Below are 19,263 nucleotides of genomic sequence, written 5' to 3'. Positions count from 1 at the left end.
GGCGACAACTTCTTGGCTGCAACGCGGTTGAATCGCGAACACAGGAACTAGGCATGATCGGCGCGCTCGCCCGCAAGTTTTTCGGCTCCGCCAACGACCGGCGGGTGAAGGGATATCAGTCCCGAGTCAACGCGATCAACGCGCTGGAGCCCGAGGTCTCGAAACTCTCCGACGAGGCGCTCAAGGCCCGCACGGCCGAGTTCAAGAAGCAGCTTGCCGAGGGCAAGACGCTGGACGACCTGCTGGTCCCCGCCTTCGCCACCGTGCGTGAGGCCGCCAAGCGGACGCTCGGTCAACGCCATTTCGACGTCCAACTGATCGGCGGCATAGTGCTGCACGAGGGCGACATCGCCGAGATGAAGACCGGCGAAGGCAAGACGCTGGTCGCGACGCTCGCGGTCTACCTCAACGCGCTCGCCGGCAAAGGCGTCCACGTCGTCACCGTCAACGACTACCTCGCCCGCCGCGACTCCGGCTGGATGGGCCAGATCTACGGCTTCCTCGGTCTGACCACCGGCGTCATCGTCCATGGCCTGGACGATGCCGAGCGCAAGGCGGCCTATGCCTGCGACATCACCTACGGCACCAACAACGAATACGGCTTCGACTATCTGCGCGACAACATGAAGTACCGGCTCGAGGACATGGTCCAGCGGCCGCACTTCTACGCCATCGTCGACGAGGTCGACTCGATCCTGATCGACGAGGCGCGCACGCCGCTGATCATCTCCGGCCCGCTCGACGACCGTTCCGACTTCTACAACACCATCGACTCGTTCCTGCCCAAGCTCGACAAGAGCGACTACGACGTCGACGAGAAGCAGCGCACGGTGACGCTCACCGAAGGCGGCATGGAGAAGATCGAGGGGCTGCTGCGCGACGCCGGGCAGCTCAAGGGCGAGTCGCTCTACGACGTCGAGAACGTCTCGGTCGTGCACCACATCAACCAGGCCCTGCGCGCCCACACGCTGTTCACCCGCGACAAGGATTACATCGTCCGCGACGACGAGGTCGTGATCATCGACGAGTTCACCGGCCGCATGATGCAGGGCCGCCGCTATTCCGAAGGTCTGCACCAGGCGCTGGAAGCCAAGGAGCACGTTCAGGTCCAGCCCGAGAACCAGACGCTCGCCTCGATCACCTTCCAGAACTATTTCCGGATGTACGAAAAACTCGCCGGCATGACCGGCACGGCGCTGACGGAAGCCGACGAGTTGTTCGACATCTACAAGCTCGAGGTCGTGGAGATCCCGACCAATCTGTCGGTCGCCCGCCTGGACGAGGACGACGAGGTCTATCGCACCCAGAACGAGAAGTACGCCGCGATCCTGGCCGAGATCGAGCGCGCCAATGCACGGCTGCAGCCGGTGCTGGTCGGCACCGCTTCGATCGAAAAGTCGGAAGTGATTGCCGAATATCTCAAGAAGCACGGCTACCGGCAGATCGATTTCGGCAACGAGAATTCGATGCAGAAGTTGTACGCCGCGGCGCGCGCCGGCAAGCCGGCAAAGCTGTTTGCGGTGCTGAACGCGCGCTTCCACGAGCAGGAAGCCTACATCGTCGCCGAGGCAGGCGTTCCCGGCGCGATCACGATCGCGACCAACATGGCCGGCCGTGGTACCGACATCAAGCTCGGCGGCTCGCTCGAAATGCGCATCCAGCAGGAGACTGCGGGCATCGAGGACGAGGCCGAGAAGGCCAGGAAGATCGAGCAGATCAAGGCCGATATCGAGCACTTCCGCGATATCGTGCTGAAGGCCGAGGAGACCGTCGAGATCGAGCCGGCGAAGGGCAGTAAGCCCGCCAAGACCGTGAAGAAGCCCGGCGGCCTCTACATCATCGGCTCCGAGCGTCACGAATCCCGCCGCATCGACAACCAGCTGCGCGGCCGTTCCGGCCGTCAGGGCGATCCTGGCCGCTCGAAGTTCTTCCTGTCGCTGGAAGACGATCTGATGCGCATCTTCGGCTCGGATCGTCTCGACAGCATGCTGCAGCGTCTCGGCCTGCAGGAGGGCGAGGCGATCATCCATCCCTGGATCAACAAGGCGCTCGAGAAGGCGCAGCAGAAGGTCGAGGCGCGCAACTTCGACATCCGCAAGAACCTGCTCAAGTTCGACAACGTCCAGAACGACCAGCGCAAGGTGATCTTCGACCAGCGCGTCGACCTGATGAAGGACGACAGCGTCGCCGAGACCGTCACCGACATGCGCCACGCCTTCATCGACGACCTCGTCGCCAAGCACGTGCCCGAGCATGCCTATGCCGAGCAGTGGGACGTCGCCGGCCTGAAGGACGAGCTCAAGCGCGTGCTCGATCTCGACCTGCCGGTCGACGACTGGGCCAAGGAAGAGGGCATCGCCGACGAGGAGCTGCTCAACCGCATCGAGACCAAGGCCGACGAGCACATGGCGGCCAAGGTCGGGCAATGGGGTCCCGACGTGATGCGTTACGTCGAGAAGACCATTCTGCTCCAGACGCTCGACCATCTCTGGCGCGAGCACCTGATCATGCTCGACCATCTGCGCCAGGTCATCGGCCTGCGCGGTTACGGCCAGCGCGATCCGCTGCAGGAGTACAAGACCGAAGCCTTCAATCTCTTCCAGGAGATGAGCGCGCATCTGCGCGAGGCCGTCACGGCGCAGCTGATGCGCGTCGAGATCGTCCCGCCGGAGCAGGAAGCGCCCGTCCTGCCGCAGATGGAAGCGCACAAATTCGACCCGAACACCGGCGAAGACGAAATGGCCCTGGCCAGCGTCACCCTGGCCCCGCAGGCGACCGACGCAGCGCTGCGCGACCCGAAGAACCCGGCAAGCTGGGGCAAGGTCGGCCGCAACGAGGACTGCCCGTGCGGCTCGGGCAAGAAGTACAAGCACTGCCACGGACGGTACGCGTAGCAGCTAGTTGCGTCCGCGTGAGGCCGCGACGTCGGCGCCTCAATCTCGACTGTCGTCGCCCGGCTTGACCGGGCGACCCAGTACGCCGCAGCCTCTCGGCTCAATCACATCAGTCTCTGGAATACTGGATCGCCCGATTAAATCGGGCGATGACAGTTGACTATGTGGAGCGAGGCGCGCGACAGCACATCCTCTCAATTCGAGCTGTCGATCAAGCTCTCCAGCAGCCGCTTGAGTTCGCTCGTCGACTTGTCGCCGTAGCTCTCCAGGATGTGCTCCTCCTGGTCCACCGCGAGCGAGTTGAGCTTCTTGCACAGCACCTTGCCGCGGTCGGAGATGAACATCAAAACCTTGCGGCGGTCGTTCGGATCCTGCACGCGATAGACCAGCGTGTCGGAGACCATGCGATCGATCATCTTGGTCAGCGTCGGATGATTGAGCAGCACCGCATCCGCGAGTTCACCCATCGAATGGCCGTCGCCGTCCGACAGCACTTTCAGGATGCGCCACTGCTCGACGGGAACACCCTCCTTGCTCAACCGCAGTTCCAGCTGCCGGTTGATCTCCCGATTGGCTTGCGCGAGCAGATAAGCGAGGTGTTCGGTGATTGGAGCGTTCGATTTTGCCACGGCTAAGACTTCGTCTTGACCCAAATGAGTGAATGTCTTGCAATCAATGCTGCTTCTATATGCACTTCAATTGTTGAATATTCAATATTTTCAAAATAGGATGATTGCCCAACAAAAGGGCGGAAGCCGCGGCCGCCTGCTCAAGAGGCTTTCAAGTCTGGCACCAGACAGGAGTTGGCGTGCGCGCGACGGTAAACTTCCCGGCTCACGGCGGTCCGGCGTTGCCGCCGTCCTTGCTGTTCAGGAATCTGTCGTCATCGGCGGCTGATGGTGCGTTGTCGCCGAGCGATCATGCACTCTTCAGGCGGCGCGGCGCCAACAAGCTGCGCATCGGCGGCTTCATCTGCTGCACCGGCTCGCCCGGAGTCTGGGGGCCCTGCGCGACCAACAGCGCGCAGCTCGCCGTCGCCGAAATCAACAAGCGCGGCGGCATCCTCGGCCGCGAGCTTGAGTTGTCGATCTATGACGCCGGCGGGCCGCTCGACGAGGTTCTGAACCGGGCCGAGCAGGCGATCGCGTTCGACGAGGTCGATCTGATCGTGGGCTTGCACACCAGTGCGGTCCGCGTTGGCCTTCGCGACGTCACCACGCGTCATCGCATCCCCTACATCTACACCCCGGTTTACGAGGGCGGCGAGCGCACGCCCGGCGTGATGGCGATTGGCGAGACGCCGCGCTGGCAGAGCCGGCCGTCGATCCACTGGCTTGCCGACGTCAAGAAAGCGTCGCGCTGGTATCTGATCGGCAGCGACTATGTCTGGCCCTGGCAATCGCATCGCGCGGTGAAGAACTACATCAAGGAAACCGGCGGCCATGTCGTCGGCGAGGAGTTCGTGCCCCTCGGCGAGGACAATCACGAGCCGCATCTGGCGCGCATCCGCGCCGCGCGGCCCGACGTGGTGCTGATCTCCCTGATCGGCACCGACAGCGTCACCTTCAATCGCGCTTTCGGTGAATGCGGCCTCGGCGCCACGACGCTGCGGCTCGCCGGCGCGATGGATGAGACCGTGCTGCTCGGCATCGGCGCTGACAACAGCGAGAACATGTTCTGCGCCTCCGGCTATTTCTCCTGGATCGGCTCGCGCGCCAATGACGACTTCCAGATCCGTTATCGCGCGATGTTCGGACCGAATGCTCCGCCGATCGGCTCGCTCGGCCAGTCCAGCTATGAGGGCCTGCGCTTCCTTGAAGCCGTCGCGAACAAGGCTGGTTCGCTGGCGATGGCGCCGATGCTCGCGGCCGGCCGCAACATCGTCTATGGCGGCGCGCGGGGGCCGGTCACCGTTCGCAATGGGCACGCCCGGATGCAGATGTATCTCGCCGAGGCCGACGGTCTCGACTTCAAGCTGATCAAGCCGGTCTGAGAGGCGCGGCAATCCGTGCACGCGTCGTCGCAAAATAATACTTGAAAAGGAAAATATTTCCGATTTGAATGTTTCAGCGAGGCCGGTGGTGCGTGCGTCGCACCGGGGCGGCCACGCCCAATGGTCCCAAGAAACTTCAGGAGAGCGCCGTGACAGTTGTCCTTCCCACGCCAGCCCAGCTTCGCAGTGTCGCCGAGCAGTGCGGCCTTTCGCTCACCGACGACGACGTCGCCTCATTTCGCGGCCTGATGCAGGGCTCGATCGAAGCCTATAACCTCGTCGGCGCGATGCCGGACGAGGTGCCGGAAGTGAAATATCCGCGCACGCCGGGCTATCGCCCCTCGCCGGAGGAGAACCCGCGCAATGCCTGGTATCGCAAGTCCACAGTGAAGGGCGCCGCCAGCGGCAAGCTCAAGGGCAAGACCGTCGCGCTGAAGGACAACATCATGCTCGCCGGCGTTCCCATGATGAACGGCTCGGCCACGCTGGAAGGTTATGTCCCAGACTTCGACGCCACCATCGTCACGCGCATGCTCGATGCCGGCGCGGAGATCGCCGGCAAGGTGCACTGCGAATCTTTCTGCATGTCGGGCGGCAGCCACACCGGCGCGGTCGGTCCGGTGCATAATCCGCATAAGATGGGCTATTCGGCCGGCGGCTCGTCCTCGGGCAGCGGCGTCGTCGTTTCGCTTGGCGAGGTCGACATGGCGATCGGCGGTGACCAGGGCGGCTCGATCCGCATGCCGTCCTCGTTCTGCGGCACCTACGGCATGAAGCCGACCTGGGGCCTCGTGCCCTACACCGGTATCATGCCGATCGAGATCTTCGTCGATCACACCGGCCCGATGACGGCGACGGTCGCCGACAACGCGCTGCTGCTCGAAGTGCTCGCCGGCGACGACGGCTACGATCCGCGCATCAAGGCTCCGAAGGTCGAGGACTACACCAAGGCGCTCGGCCAGGGCGTCAAGGGCATGAAGATCGGCATTCTGAAGGAAGGCTTTGAGCAGCCGACCGCGGAAGCCGCCGTCAACGAGAGCGTTCGCGAGGCCGCAAAGCGCTTCAAGGACCTCGGCGCGACCGTCGAGACCGTCTCGATCCCGATGCATCTCGTCGGCCCCGCGATCTGGACCCCGATCGGCACCGAGGGCATGACCCAGACCATGATGTATGGCGACGGCTATGGCCTTAGCCGTGCCGATCTCTACTCGACCTCGCTGATGGACTTCCATCGCGGCTGGCGCCGGCAGGCGGACTCGCTGTCCGAGACGACGAAGCTGTTCCTGTTGCTCGGCACCTACATCAACAACACCTTTGGCCCGCGCTACTACGGCAAGGCGCTCAACATCTCGCGGCGCCTCACCGCGGCCTACGACAAGGCGTTCAAAGACTACGATCTCCTCCTGCTGCCGACCACGCCGATGAAGGCGACGAAGCTGCCGGAGCCGACCGCGAGCCGCGAGGATTACGTTGCCCGCGCGCTGGAGATGATCGCCAACACCGCGCCGTTCGACATCACTCATCATCCCGCGATGTCGCTGCCCTGCGGCATGGTCGACGGCCTGCCCGTCGGTCTGATGCTGGTTGGTCGCATGTTCGAAGAATCCACCATCTACCGCGCCGCGCACGCCTTCGAGCAGATCGGCGACTGGAAGAAGATGTGAGAGGGGAACTCATGCAGACGGACGGAGCACCGAAGCGTTTTCGAGCGAAGTGGACACCGGTTCGCGTCAAGAAAACGCGTCAAAACAAGAATCTGTCGCATGGCTAACGCGTTCGTCGCGGCGTTCGAAATCCTGAGCTTTGGTGCGATCATCGTCCTGATCGTGCTGGGGCTCGGGATCATCGCCAGCATGATGGGTATTTTCAACTTCGCGCAGGGCGAGTTCGTCCTGCTCGGGGCCTACATCACCTATCTCGCCTACGCCAAGGGCATGCCGATCTGGGCCGGCATGGTCGCGGCGCCGTTCGTGGTCGGGGCTCTCGGCTTCGTGCTGGAGGCGCTGATCATCCGCCGCTTCTACGCCGCGCCGATCGTGGCGATGCTCGGCACCTACGCCCTCGGTCTCATCATCCGCGAGGCCGTGCGCGGCCTGATCGGCGGCTTCTATCTCACCGTGCCCGAGCCGATCGGCGGCTCCATCGATTTCGGCACGATTCACATCTCGGCCTGGCGCTTCACCATCATCGTCATCACGCTGCTGGTGATGGCGGGCTGCTATCTGCTGCTGTCGCGCACCAGTTTTGGCCTGCGCATGCGCGCCACGCTGGAAAATCCGGCGCTGGCGCGGGCCTCCGGCATTTCCACGCCGCTGATGTACGGCGCCACGTTTGCCTTCGGCTCCGCGCTCGCCGGCCTTGCCGGTGCGCTGATCGTGCCGGTGTTCAGTCTCTATGCCGATCTCGGCCTGCGCTTCCTGATCCAGGGTTTTGTCGCGGTGATGGTCGGCGGCGTCGGCTCCTTCATCGGGCCGGTCGCGGGTGCCGGCGTCATCGGCACGCTCAGTGCCGCCCTGCCATGGATCATGGCGCCCGTCGTCGCCGACGTCCTCGTCTTCGTTCTCGCCATTGTCTTCATCAAATTCCGGCCACAGGGCCTCATCGCTGGAAAAGGGGTTTAGTCACATGTTCGATCGCACTCAGCTTTCACGCCGCCGCTTTCTCTCCAATTTCGCGTTTGCATCCGGCGCGGTCGCAACCGGTGTCGGCAGCTGGGTGATCCCGGCGCCCTGGGCCAATGCCGCCGAAACCCCGATCAAGGTCGGCATCGCGACCGATCTCACCGGCCCGATCGCCTACGCGGGCAATGCCGACGCCAACGTCGCAAAGATGGTGATCAAGGAGATCAACGCCGCCGGCGGCCTGCTCGGCCGCCCGCTCGAGCTCTACATTGAAGACACGGCGTCGAACGAATCCGTCGCCGTCGGCAACGTCCGCAAACTGATCCAGCGCGACAAGGTCGACATGGTGCTGGGCGGCATCACCTCGTCGATGCGCAACGCGATCAAGGATCCGATCGTGGCGCGCGGCAAGACGCTCTACATCTATCCGCAGCTCTACGAAGGCAAGGAGTGCACGCCTTATCTGTTCTGCACCGGCCCGACGCCGGCGCAGCAATGCGACGAGTTCATCCCCTGGCTGATCAAGAACGGCGGCAAGAAGTTCGCGCTGCCGAGCGCCAATTACGTCTGGCCGCACACGCTCAACGTCTATGCCCGCAAGGTGATCGAATCGAACGGCGGCGAGGTCGTGTTCGAGGAGTATTATCCGCTCGACCAGGTTGACTTCTCCGCGACCGTCAACCGCATCATCTCCAACAAGGTCGATGTCGTCTTCAACACCGTCATTCCGCCGGGTGTCGGTCCCTTCTTCAAGCAGCTCTATGAAGCCGGCTTCCTCAAGAATGGTGGGCGTCTCGCCTGCGTCTACTATGACGAGAATACGCTCAACATCAATCAGGCCGCCGAGATCGAGGGGCTTGCGAGCTGCCTCGATTACTTCAAGGTCTTGACCAAGGAGAACCCGTTCGACGCCAAGATCCAGGCAGCCTACGAGAAGGATTTCCCGGGTAACTTCCTGTTCGCGGCCGGTAGCGCGGCCACCGGCACCTATCGCGGCCTCAAGCTGTGGGAAGCGGCGGTCAAGGAAGCCGGCAAGGTCGACCGTGACTCGGTCGCCGCGGCGCTCGATCATGCCAAGATCGCGGAAGGTCCGGGCGGACCGGCCGAGATGGTGCCGGGCAAGCGGCACTGCAAGATGAAGATGTACACGGCGGTCGCCAAGGGCGGGAACTATGAGATCGTTGCGCGCAGCAACGGGCTCGTCGATCCCAAGGAATGCTAAGGTAGAATGCCGAAGTCGATGGGCGCAGTGAAGCAGGCGATCCCCGCCGAGATCGGCGGGGAGGCGGACGCCATGGCTGGCGGTGGAACGGCGGCGAAAGCCGCTGCGGGACGAAAGATCCTGCCGATCGTGGAGGGCGTCGTGCTTGTCGCGGCGCTGCTCGCGCCGCTGGTGCTGCAGGATTATCTCACCGTGTTCGCGACGCGTGTGATCATCCTCGCGCTGTTCGCGCTGTCGTTCGACCTGGTCTGGGGCTATGCCGGCATCATGAGCTTTGGCCAGGCCCTGTTCTTCGGCTCGGCGGGCTATGGCGTGGCGCTGCTCGCGCGCGACCTCGACATCACCAACATCTTTCTGGTGTTGCCGGCGGGCACGTTGATCGGCCTCACCGCCGCGCTGCTGCTCGGCGGCTTCCTGCTGCTGGGACGGCATCCCTCCAGCGTGATCTTCGTTTCGCTGGGTACGCTTACCGGCTCCTATGCCGCCGATCGCCTCGCGCGCGGCTGGTACTATCTCGGCGGCCAGAACGGCATCCCTTCGATCGCGCCGATGTCGCTCGGTGGCTACGAGTTCACGGAAGGGCCGGCCTTCTATTATCTCGTGCTCGGCATCCTCGTCGTGGTCTACCTGCTCTGCCGCTTCCTGGTGCGCTCGCAGTTTGGTCTCGCGCTCGCCGGCCTGCGCGAGAACGAGCAGCGCATCGCTTTCTTCGGCTACAAGGCGCAACACCTGAAGGCCATCATATTTGCGATCGGCGGCGCCATCGCAGGCCTCGCCGGCAGCCTCTATGCCTTCCACGAAGGGTTTGTCTGGCCCAACATGGTCGGCGTCGTCGTCTCGACGCAAGTGGTGCTCTACGTCCTGTTCGGCGGCTCCGGCACGCTGATCGGCGCCGTCATCGGCACGGTCATCGTCGAGGGCGTCAGCTTCTGGCTGTCGGACAATTATCGCGACATCTGGCCGATCATCTTGGGGCTTCTGCTGCTGCTCGTGATCCTGTTCCGGCCGCTCGGTCTCATCAGTTTCGTGCTCGGTGAGCGCGAGCGGGTCGGCAGCTTCGGCGCCAAGCCCAAGGCGAGCGTAAAGGGGAAGCGCAATGCTCCTTGAAGCCGCCGGCATCAAAAAGGTCTTTGGCAAGCTCACCGCGCTCGACGGTGCCGCACTCACCGTCGGGGAGAACGAGTTTCACGGCCTGATTGGCCCGAACGGTTCCGGCAAGAGCACGCTGATGAAGTGCATCGCTGGCGCCGAAGTGCCGACGCAGGGAAAAGTCTCCTTCATCAACACCGATATCACCGCGTTCACGCCGACCGAGCGCGCCCGTGCGGGCATGAGCCTGAAATTCCAGATCACGAGCGTGCTGCCCTCGCTGACGCTTTACGATAACATCCTGCTCGCGCTGCAGGCGCAATCCCCGCTGTTCGATCTCGTGTTCTCGCGCACCCGCGGTGCGCTGCACGATCAGGTCATGACCATGCTGACGCAGTTTCGCCTCGCCGATCGCGCTTTCGACGCTGCGGCCGCGCTGTCACACGGCCAGCAGCAATGGCTGGAGATCGCGATGGCGCTGGCGGGCAAGCCGAAGCTGCTGCTGCTCGACGAGCCGACCGGCGGCATGAGCCTGGAGGAGCGCCGCGTGACCGGCGAGCTGCTCCAGCCGATCAAGCAACACTGTTCGCTCGTCATCGTCGAGCACGACCTCGATTTCATCCGCGACATCTGCGATCGGTTGACCGTGCTCGACCAGGGCAAGGTGCTGGCGTCAGGCACCGTGTCCGAGATCCAGGCCAACAAATCCGTCCAGGAGATCTATCTGCGCCGTGCCTGAATTTTTGGACATCAAGCATCTCGACACCGGCTATGGCCGCAGCCAGGTCTTGTTCGACGTTACCCTCGGCATCCCCTGGCGTGGCGGCGTCGCCGTGCTCGGCCGCAACGGCGCCGGCAAGACCACGCTGATGAAGACCATCGTCGGGGAGCTGCCGGCGTGGAAGGGCGAGGTTGCCTTCGACGGCCGCGACATCAGCCGGCGCGCTACCCAAGAGCGCGTGCGCGCCGGCATCGGCTATGTCCCGCAGGAGCATTCGGTGTTCGCGCGCCTGTCGGTGCGCGACAATCTCGCGGTCGGATCGCTCGCAGCCAAGGATGCCTCCGCCGTCGACCGCGTGCTGACGATCTTTCCAAAACTCGGCCAACGCCTCGACCAGCCCGCCGGCACGCTCTCCGGCGGCGAGCGCAAGATGCTCGCGATCGGCCGCGCAATGCTGGGCGATCCAAAATTGCTGCTGCTCGACGAGCCGACCGAAGGCGTCTGGATCGGCGTCATCGAGGAGATCACCGAGCGCCTGATCGAACTCGCGAAAGACATCGCCGTGATCATCGTCGAGCAGCACCTCGACCTCGCGCTGCGCGTTGCCGACTATGCTTATGTGCTCGATCGCGGCCGGGTCGCGCTGCAAGGGCAGGCGGGCGAGGTGAGGAGCAATCCGGAACTGATGCGGTATCTGGCGCCGTAGGAACGCCGAGCAGGTGAAGCGCGGCGCTCTCACTCCGAACTCAACTGTCATGCCCCGCGAAGGCGGGGCATCCAGTATGCCGCGGCGTCACGGTTCAATTACTGCTGTCTCTGGAATACTGGGCGGCCGATCCCGGCTACGCCGAGGCTCACACGGGCGCTCGGCACGTCGAAGCTTCAGCGAAGGCGGCAAGTCGGGCGATGACAGTTGAGTGTAAGGAGAGAGCGAAAGTCGCAGTGTTTACTTCACCGCGCCAAACCGGCTGTCGAACGAGTTCGACGAGACCACCGGTGCTGCGCCCGCCATCTGGCCGCTGTCACCGGCGCCGTCGCTCATTGACGGCTTCAGCGCCGGACGCGTCGCGGCGAGGCGGGTGTCGGGCTGCTGCGGCTTCGGCGGCTCGGCGGGCCTTGCGGCGGCAACGGCCGGCTTCGGCGCGTCCTTTGCGGCGTCCTTGGACTTGTCGTGGCCCGGCACGAACCGCGTCACGGCGGCCTTCAATCTGGACGCCGCGGTCGGCGGCGCTGCGGTCGTCGTAGCCGGTGCTGCGGACGCGGCCGCTTGCGGCGGAGGCGTGGTCGCCGTGGTGTCGGCGGTGCCGAGGCCCATCTTGCGGCCGATATTGGAGAAGAAGCCGCCACCTTGGGACTTCTCGGCGGGCGCGGCTGCGGCGACACGGGTGTTGGCGGCGGGCGCGCTGACGGCGACGACCGGCTCCTGGGTCGGTGCGGCCGCGACCGCCTCGAGATTCGGCTTGGGCGGATTGACGTGGCCGGGGATCGTACCCGGTGCCTTCGCCATCGCCAGCATCTCAAGGGTCGAGCCCTCGGCACTCTCGGACAGGCCGGTCGATCCCTCAGGAATCTTGGAGGCGAAGATCTTGTTCATGCCGCCGTCGATGCCGGTGTTCATGCGCGCCATCGGCGTGCCCTTGGCGACGAGCTTGGCGTAGGCGGCATCGTCCTGCTGCTGCCTCTCGCGCACGGCGCTGGCGATGTCCTCGGGGATCACATAGGCCGGGCACTTGGCCGAGGCGTCGAACACCGGATCGCGCTTGGCGTCGGGCGTCTTCGCCGCGTCGAAGACGTACTTCTTTTCGCAGAAATCGACCTTCGGCTCCTGCCGCGTTACTTCGAAATGATCATAGCCTTCCTTGATCATCTTCCAGAACGCCATGTTCGGATTGTTCCGGTGCTTGGCCATGTTCACCGGCGTCATCTTGAACGGATAGGCCTGCAGCTGGAACGCCTTCTGGCCGCCGAAGAAAGACTCGCGGCCGAGCGAATAGATCTCGGCGATCTGCTCGTCCGTCATCGCGTAGCAGCCGCGCGAGGAGCAATCGCCATGCACCATCAGCTGCGAACCGGTACGGCCGAGCGCTTTGTCGAACGCGTTCGGATAGCCTGTGTTGAAGGACAGGTAATAGGCCGACTGCGGATTCATCTGGCTCGGATTGATCGAGTAGAATCCTTCCGGCGCCTGGCGATCGCCTTCGCGCACCTTCGGGCCGAGGTCGCCGGACCAGCGGCAGATCGGATAGGTCTTGAGCAGCGCGAACTGGCCGTTGCGGGCCTGCTTCCAGACCTCGAGCTCGGCCTCCTGCTTGAACAGGCGGACCAGGATCGGCGATTGCAGATCCATGTCCTTCTCGACCATCGCGGCGAGAAGCTTTGGCGGCACCGGCTGGTTGGCCTTGGCGTTGGTCGCGAGCGAAACCTGATCGGTGTCGCAGCCGGTCAGCAGGACGCCGGCCGTCATCAGCGCAACCGAAGCCAAGAGCGCGCGAGCAAGCGAACGAGAAATCAAGATGGACCCCACATCGTGCCGGGCAGAGAGCGCGAACCCCAATTCGTTAGAGCATGATCCGACCGGACAACCGGGCCCGCCATGGCGGGTTTTTCGCAACCATGCTCCAGCGCTTATGCCCTGAAGCCATTGATTAAAATTCTAACCTCTGGGTCATGTGGTCGCAACCCGAGCGGGGATCACGAGCCCGTTGGCCCAGTGGCATGGTCAACAGACACTAAATGGACGCGACTTTGGGCCTTACTTGGGCTTTTCGGCCCGAACGGGACTCAGATCGCTGATTTGGGCAAAAAAAGGGTTAACGGGGGGTTACTGGGGAGGTTTGAGCCGGTCCCTCGTGCCCCGGACGCGGCGCAGCGCGTCAGCGGTGCGACGCAGAGCCGGGGCCCAGTCTCGGAGATGGGTCCCGGCTCTGCGGAGCGTCACTGCGTGCCGCAGCGCGTCCGGGACACCGAAACCAAGGCGAATCAGCCCAGCTTCCGGCCGATATCGAGGAATTTCTGCCGCCGCTGCTTGCGGATGGCCTCGCCGTCGAGGCCCCTGAGCTCGTCAAAGGCCTTGGCGATGGCGTCGCCCGTGGTGGCGATCATGGCGGCGGGGTCGCGGTGGGCGCCACCGACCGGCTCCTTGAGGATCTGGTCGATCACCCCGAAGCGGAGCATGTCCTGGGCGGTGATCTTCATGTTGTTGGCGGCTTCCTGCGCCTTGGAGCCGTCGCGCCAGAGGATCGAGGAGGCGGCTTCCGGCGAGATCACGCTGTAGATCGCGTGCTCCAGCATCAGCACTTTGTTGGCGGTGGTGATGGCGATGGCGCCGCCCGACATGCCCTCGCCGGTGATGATGGCGACGTTCGGCACGGTCAGCGCCATGCAGGCATCGGTCGAGCGCGCGATCGCCTCGGCCTGGCCGCGCTCCTCGGCGCCGATGCCGGGATAGGCGCCGGCGGAATCGGCGAGCGACAGCACCGGCAGGCCGAACCGCTCGGCCATTTCCATCAGCCGCACGCATTTGCGATAGCCCTCGGGCCGCGCCATGCCGAAATTGTGCCGGATGCGGCTTTCGGTGGAATCGCCCTTCTCCTGGCCCATCACGCAGATCGGCTCGCCGCGGAAGCGGCCGAAGCCTGCGACCAGCGCCTCGTCCTCACCGAATTTGCGGTCGCCGGCGAGCGGGGTGAATTCGGTGATCAGGCCCTTGATGAAGTCGTTGAAATGCGGCCGCTGCGGATGCCGCGCGACCAGCGTCTTCTGCCACGGCGTCAGGTTCAGATAGAGGTCGGCCAGCGCCTGCGCCGCCTTGTCCTCGATCCGTCCGATCTCCTCGGCGATGTCGGTGCCGGAGGCCGCGAGCGTCCTGAGCTCGTCGACCTTGGAGTCGAGCTCGGCGACGGGCTTTTCGAAGTCGAGATAGCTGCGCATCTGATCTGGCATCAACTCAATATAGGGGGACGGGGCGAGAGAGCGAAGCGAGGTTGAGGTCGCGGAAAGAAGTCTAGCGTCTTCAATGAGTTGGCCTGTGCGCTCCCGGGAGCCCGCCAAATCATTCGAAAGGCCACGGCTCTTTCTGCGGAGATGTGGCCGAAGTCAAGGCGGTTTCAACCGTTACCCGTAGCCCGGATGGAGCGAAGCGCAATCCGGGAAGGTCCATCCACGAGGTGAGACCCCCGGATTACGCTGCGCTCCATCCGGGCTACCCGCAGGCAACTATTTCTCCGCCAGCGGGTGCAGGTCGCGCACCAGGCTCTTCAGCCGCTCCTCGACCACATGAGTGTAGATCTGGGTGGTCGAGATATCGGTATGGCCGAGCAGGGTCTGCACGATACGCAAATCCGCACCATTGTGCAGGAGGTGGCTGGCGAAGGCATGGCGCAGCACGTGCGGGGAGACGAGCCGGGCCTGCAGCCCCGAGGCGACCGCGAGCTCCTTCAGATCGCGGGCAAAATGCTGCCGCGTCAGATGTCCGCTCTCACCGAAGGAGGGAAACAGCCACTTCCCGGCGGCGAGACTGTCTTTCTTCTTCTTCTCCGTCTTCGCGGCTTCCGTCGCGCTGAGATAATCCGCCATCGCCTGCCGCGAGGCTTCGTTCAGCGGCACCAGCCGTTCCTTGTTGCCCTTGCCGCGCACCACGATCATGCGGGCGTCGCGCTTGGCCGCCGAGCGCGGCAAGGCCACCAGCTCGGAGACGCGCAGGCCCGTGGCGTAGAGCACCTCGAGCAGGCAATAGAGCCGCAAGGCGCGCAGCCGCTTCGAGGTTGAGGCGTCTTCCGCATCGCTCAATTCCTTGGCGCGGCGGAGCATGCGGTCGACGTCCGCGATCGACAGCACCTTCGGCAGGCCGCGGCCGCGCTTGGGGCCGGACAGGATCGCCGCGGGATCATCGCCCCGGATGCGCTCGTTCAGGAGGAAGCGGTAGAGATGGCGCATCGCCGACAGCCGCCGCGCGACGCTGGTGGATTTGAAGCCGCGGGTATCGAGATCGGCAAGATAGTCGCGCAGCGTCTGCGTCTCGGCGTCCGCAAACGTATGGCCGACGCGGCCCAAAAATTCCGAGAAATCGGTGAGGTCGCGGCGGTAGGCATCGAGCGTGTTGGGGCCGGCGCCCTGTTCCGCCGCGAGCATGTCGAGGAACAGGCCGGTGAGCTTGGCATCTGAGGGCTTTGCGCGCATGCCCCTGAGGCTAGCTCCTATTTCTTGAGAAACTTATCCGGCGGGATCGTCACCGTCATTTCCCGTGACTTGGGGCTCACGAAATTCGCCAGCGCGAACACCACACCATAGACGATGCCGGCGATCACGGCGACGACCGTCAGGAAGCGGAACAGGCTGGGCATCGGGAAGGGTCTCAGGCGTCCAAATTAACCAATGAAATCATCCAACATGTTCGCCGTTTCGTGGCAAGAGTCCTCTGGCGAGGCCCCCTGCGGGGTCGTATAGGTGGCCCGGATGCCGCCTTTGGCGGCAGATTGAGCGAGATCCAATCGAGCGAAATAATGTCCGACGCCGCCTTGCCGATACCAGCTTCCCCTGAGGCCGACATCCTGTCGGCGCTCGGGGCGCGCTCGATCGTGCTCGTCGGCATGATGGGGGTGGGCAAATCCACCATCGGCCGCCGCCTGGCCGCCCGCCTCAAGCTGCCCTTCGTCGACGCCGACACCGAGATCGAGGCGGCGGCCGGCATGACCATACCGGAGATTTTCGAACGCCATGGCGAGGCGCATTTCCGCGACGGCGAGGCCCGCGTGATCGCGCGCCTGCTCGACGGTGGCCCGGTGGTGCTGGCGACCGGCGGCGGCGCGTTCATGCGCGAGGAAACGCGGACCCGCATCGCCGCCAAGGCGATCTCGATCTGGCTGAGGGCGGATCACGACGTCATCATGCGCCGCGTCCGCCGCCGTGCCGACCGTCCGCTGCTCCAGACGCCAGATCCCGAGGGAACCGTGACGCGCCTGCTGACCGAGCGCGAGCCGGTCTATGGCAAGGCTGACCTCACCATCGCCTCACGCGACGTGCCGCATGACAAGATCGTCGAGGAGTGCATCGAGACGCTGCACGCCCATCTCTGCGGCGAGCAGGCCGCACCCCAACCACCTGCCGACGCCGCGAGTGCCGTACGATGACTGCGCCCCTGAAACATTCCGATCCCGTCAACGTCGATGTCGCGCTCGGCGATCGCGCCTATGACATCGTCATCGGCCGCGGCGTGCTGGCTTCGCTCGGCGAACGGGTCGCCGCTCTGCGCCCCGGCGTGCGCACCGCGATCGTGACGGATCGCACCGTCGCAAAATACTGGCTCGAGCCGACGGAAGCGGCGCTTGCAGCCAGCGGCATTCCGACCTCGCGCATCGTCGTCGAGGAAGGCGAGATCTCGAAAACCTATGCGGGCCTGGAAAAGGTCAGCGAGGCCCTGATTGCCGCGAAGATCGAACGCAACGATCTCGTCGTCGCGCTCGGCGGCGGCGTTGTCGGCGACCTCGCCGGCTTTGCGGCCGCGATCCTGCGCCGCGGCGTCGATTTCGTGCAGGTACCGACCTCGCTGCTGGCGCAGGTCGATTCCAGCGTCGGCGGCAAGACCGGCATCAACTCGCCGCAGGGCAAGAATTTGCTCGGCGCCTTCCACCAGCCGGTGCTCGTCATTGCCGACACCGCCGTGCTCGACACGCTGTCGCCGCGGCAGTTCCGCGCCGGCTATGCCGAGGTCGCCAAATACGGCGTGCTCGGCGACGAGGCCTTCTTCACCTGGCTGGAAAAGAACCATTCCGACATCTTCAAGGGCGGCTCGGCGCGCGAGCACGCGATCGCGACCTCCTGTCGCGCCAAGGCCGGCGTCGTCTCGCGCGATGAGCGCGAGACCGGCGAGCGCGCGCTGCTCAACCTCGGCCACACCTTCGGTCACGCGCTGGAAGCGGCGACCGGCTTCTCCGACCGTCTGTTCCACGGCGAGGGCGTGTCGATCGGCATGACCTTGGCGGCGCAGTTTTCCGCGCAGCTCGGCATGATCGGTGAGGCCGAGGCGGCGCGCGTCGAGCGGCATCTGATCGAGGCTGGCCTGCCGACGCGCTTGCAGGATATCGCGGGCTTTGCACAGGAAGGCCTTGCCGATGCCGACGTGCTGATGGCGCTGATGGCGCAGGACAAGAAGGTCAAGCGCGGCAAGCTCACCTTCATCCTGCTGGAAGCGGTCGGGCGCGCCGTCATCGCCAAGGACGTCGAGCCGACCCCGGTGCGCGATTTCCTGAAGGACAAGCTCGCCCTCAAGGCGTGATACGCGGCTCTGTTGAGTGGTGCATGGACTGGCTCGGATTCACCATCGTCGTCCTCTGCCTTTTGGTCTCGGCGTTCTTCGCCGCGAGCGAGACCGCGCTGACCGGCGCCTCGCGCGCCAGCATGCTGCGGCTCTCCAAGCAGGGTAATCGCGACGCCGACGTCGTCTCGGACCTGCTCGACATGCGCGAGCGCCTGATCGGCGCGCTGCTGCTCGGCAACAACATCGCCAATATCGGCGCCTCCGCGCTCGCGACCGCCATCTTCACGTCCTGGTTCGGCGACGTCGGCGTGCTTTACGCCACCGGTGTGATGACCGCCCTGGTCGTGATCTTCGCCGAGGTGCTGCCCAAGACCATCGCGATCAACGCGCCCGACCGCATGGCGCTCGCGGTCGCGCGCCCGATGCGGCTGACGATGTACGTCCTGGGGCCGCTGCTGCGGATCGTCGAGGTCATCGTCCGCCTGCTGATGCGCCTGTTCGGCCTCGCCGGCGAGCACCAGGCGATCCTGTCGCCGACCGAGCGCCTGCGCGGCGCGGTCGACCTGCTGCATCACGAGGGCAAGGTCGAGAAGCAGGATCGCGACATGCTCGGCGGCCTTCTGGACCTGCGCGAGCTCCAGGTCTCCGACGTCATGATCCATCGCACCGAGATGATGATGATCAACGCCGATCTGCCGGCGGAGGAGCTGGTGCGCGAGGTGCTGGCGACCGAATATACCCGCATCCCGCTCTGGCGCGAGAAGCCGGAAAACATCATCGGCGTGCTTCACGCCAAGGACCTCTTGCGCGCGATCCGCGCCTCCGACGGCGACACTTCGCGCATTGACGTCTCCACCATCGCACTGCCGCCCTGGTTCGTGCCGGAGATGCGCCCGGTTTCCGAGCAGCTCAAGGCATTCCGTCGGCGAAAAACCCATTTCGCGCTCGTCGTCGACGAGTATGGCGAAGTTGAAGGTCTTGTGACGCTGGAAGACATTCTGGAGGAGATCGTCGGCGACATCTCCGACGAGCACGACGTCGTGGTCGCGGGCGTACGCGCCCAGCCGGACGGCTCGGTGGTGGTCGACGGCTCGGTGCCGATCCGCGATCTCAACCGTGCCATGGACTGGCATCTGCCCGACGAGGAGGCGACCACGGTGGCCGGCCTCGTCATTCACGAGGCCCGCTCGATCCCCGATCGCGGCCAGAGTTTTACGTTCCACGGCTTCCGCTTCCGCGTCCTCCGCCGCGAACGCAACCGTATCACCGCGCTCCGTATTTCGCCGGTGCCGCGCGAGGCGGAGATGGAAGAGGCGAAGCCGAGACGGGCCGGGACGTCGTTCTAGCGACCTCCACCGCTGTCATCGGCCCGCCTTGTGCGCGCTGGGGCGGCGATCCGGTACGCCGCGGCCCATCGATTGAATCTCGACAGCAGTGTTTACTGGATTCCCCGCCCCCCATGCGCAAT

General features: G+C 64.7%; 16 protein-coding genes. 11 read left to right on the top strand and 5 right to left on the bottom strand.

Translation table 11 applies throughout. The features are described from left to right. Positions 1–53: 53 nt before the first annotated feature. Positions 54–2,894, top strand: coding sequence for a preprotein translocase subunit SecA (gene secA, locus VGR99_RS01145; protein ID WP_326896458.1), 2,841 nt, complete (start codon positions 54–56; stop codon positions 2,892–2,894). 194 nt (positions 2,895–3,088) lie between these two features. Here the strand turns inward: secA and VGR99_RS01140 are convergent, their stop codons facing one another. Continuing rightward, positions 3,089–3,523, bottom strand: coding sequence for a MarR family winged helix-turn-helix transcriptional regulator (locus VGR99_RS01140; RefSeq protein ID WP_057747431.1), 435 nt, complete (start codon positions 3,521–3,523; stop codon positions 3,089–3,091). A gap of 179 nt (positions 3,524–3,702) precedes the next feature. Here VGR99_RS01140 and VGR99_RS01135 point away from each other — a divergent pair, with 179 nt between their 5' ends. From VGR99_RS01135 to VGR99_RS01105, 7 genes are all read left to right on the top strand, one after another. Further along, positions 3,703–4,887 carry a substrate-binding domain-containing protein gene (locus VGR99_RS01135; protein ID WP_326896457.1) on the top strand — a complete coding sequence of 395 codons (1,185 nt, stop codon included), beginning with the start codon at positions 3,703–3,705 and terminating at the stop codon, positions 4,885–4,887. 149 nt (positions 4,888–5,036) lie between these two features. After that, positions 5,037–6,551, top strand: a complete 1,515-nt coding sequence (locus tag VGR99_RS01130) for an amidase (protein ID WP_326896456.1) — start codon at positions 5,037–5,039, stop codon at positions 6,549–6,551. Between the two features lie 99 nt (positions 6,552–6,650). Next, positions 6,651–7,508, top strand: a complete 858-nt coding sequence (locus tag VGR99_RS01125; RefSeq protein WP_326896455.1) for a branched-chain amino acid ABC transporter permease — start codon at positions 6,651–6,653, stop codon at positions 7,506–7,508. 4 nt (positions 7,509–7,512) lie between these two features. Next, positions 7,513–8,730, top strand: a complete 1,218-nt coding sequence (locus tag VGR99_RS01120; protein WP_326896454.1) for a substrate-binding protein — start codon at positions 7,513–7,515, stop codon at positions 8,728–8,730. A 6-nt stretch (positions 8,731–8,736) separates the two neighbouring features. Then, positions 8,737–9,837, top strand: a complete 1,101-nt coding sequence (locus VGR99_RS01115; RefSeq protein WP_326896453.1) for a branched-chain amino acid ABC transporter permease — start codon at positions 8,737–8,739, stop codon at positions 9,835–9,837. Next, positions 9,827–10,558, top strand: a complete 732-nt coding sequence (locus tag VGR99_RS01110; RefSeq protein ID WP_326896452.1) for an ABC transporter ATP-binding protein — start codon at positions 9,827–9,829, stop codon at positions 10,556–10,558. The genes VGR99_RS01115 and VGR99_RS01110 overlap by 11 nt, the downstream gene beginning before the upstream one ends. After that, a complete protein-coding gene (locus VGR99_RS01105; RefSeq protein ID WP_326896451.1) occupies positions 10,551–11,246 on the top strand; it encodes an ABC transporter ATP-binding protein in 696 nt (231 codons plus the stop codon). Before VGR99_RS01110 ends, VGR99_RS01105 begins: the two co-directional genes overlap by 8 nt. Positions 11,247–11,486: 240 nt before the next feature. Here VGR99_RS01105 and VGR99_RS01100 read toward each other — a convergent pair whose 3' ends face one another. The 4 genes from VGR99_RS01100 to VGR99_RS01085 form a co-directional block, all read right to left on the bottom strand. Continuing rightward, complete coding sequence (locus VGR99_RS01100) at positions 11,487–13,004, bottom strand: murein L,D-transpeptidase family protein (RefSeq protein WP_326896450.1); 1,518 nt, start codon at positions 13,002–13,004, stop codon at positions 11,487–11,489. 515 nt (positions 13,005–13,519) lie between these two features. Further along, the gene (locus VGR99_RS01095; RefSeq protein ID WP_326896449.1) at positions 13,520–14,482 is read right to left on the bottom strand and encodes an acetyl-CoA carboxylase carboxyltransferase subunit alpha; all 963 of its coding nucleotides are present in this window, start codon (positions 14,480–14,482) and stop codon (positions 13,520–13,522) included. A 273-nt stretch (positions 14,483–14,755) separates the two neighbouring features. Then, complete coding sequence (gene xerD, locus VGR99_RS01090; protein ID WP_326896448.1) at positions 14,756–15,718, bottom strand: site-specific tyrosine recombinase XerD; 963 nt, start codon at positions 15,716–15,718, stop codon at positions 14,756–14,758. Positions 15,719–15,735: 17 nt separating this feature from the next. Continuing rightward, the gene (locus VGR99_RS01085; RefSeq protein ID WP_014439243.1) at positions 15,736–15,882 is read right to left on the bottom strand and encodes a hypothetical protein; all 147 of its coding nucleotides are present in this window, start codon (positions 15,880–15,882) and stop codon (positions 15,736–15,738) included. Positions 15,883–16,041: 159 nt separating this feature from the next. On the opposite strand from VGR99_RS01085, the gene VGR99_RS01080 reads away from it, so the two are divergent. Genes VGR99_RS01080 through VGR99_RS01070 form a run of 3 tightly spaced genes read left to right on the top strand, consistent with a single transcriptional unit; the run spans position 16,042 to position 19,141 of the window. Then, positions 16,042–16,668: a shikimate kinase gene (locus VGR99_RS01080; RefSeq protein ID WP_326896446.1), complete on the top strand. Its 627-nt coding sequence runs from the start codon at positions 16,042–16,044 to the stop codon at positions 16,666–16,668. Next, positions 16,665–17,813, top strand: coding sequence for a 3-dehydroquinate synthase (aroB, locus tag VGR99_RS01075; RefSeq protein WP_326896445.1), 1,149 nt, complete (start codon positions 16,665–16,667; stop codon positions 17,811–17,813). The genes VGR99_RS01080 and aroB overlap by 4 nt, the downstream gene beginning before the upstream one ends. 23 nt (positions 17,814–17,836) lie before the next feature. Further along, positions 17,837–19,141, top strand: a complete 1,305-nt coding sequence (locus VGR99_RS01070; protein ID WP_326896444.1) for an HlyC/CorC family transporter — start codon at positions 17,837–17,839, stop codon at positions 19,139–19,141. Positions 19,142–19,263 lie beyond the last annotated feature (122 nt).

Source organism: Bradyrhizobium sp., assembly GCF_035935975.1.
Taxonomy (GTDB): Bacteria; Pseudomonadota; Alphaproteobacteria; order Rhizobiales; family Xanthobacteraceae; genus Bradyrhizobium.
This window is presented reverse-complemented; position numbering and strand designations above follow the sequence as displayed.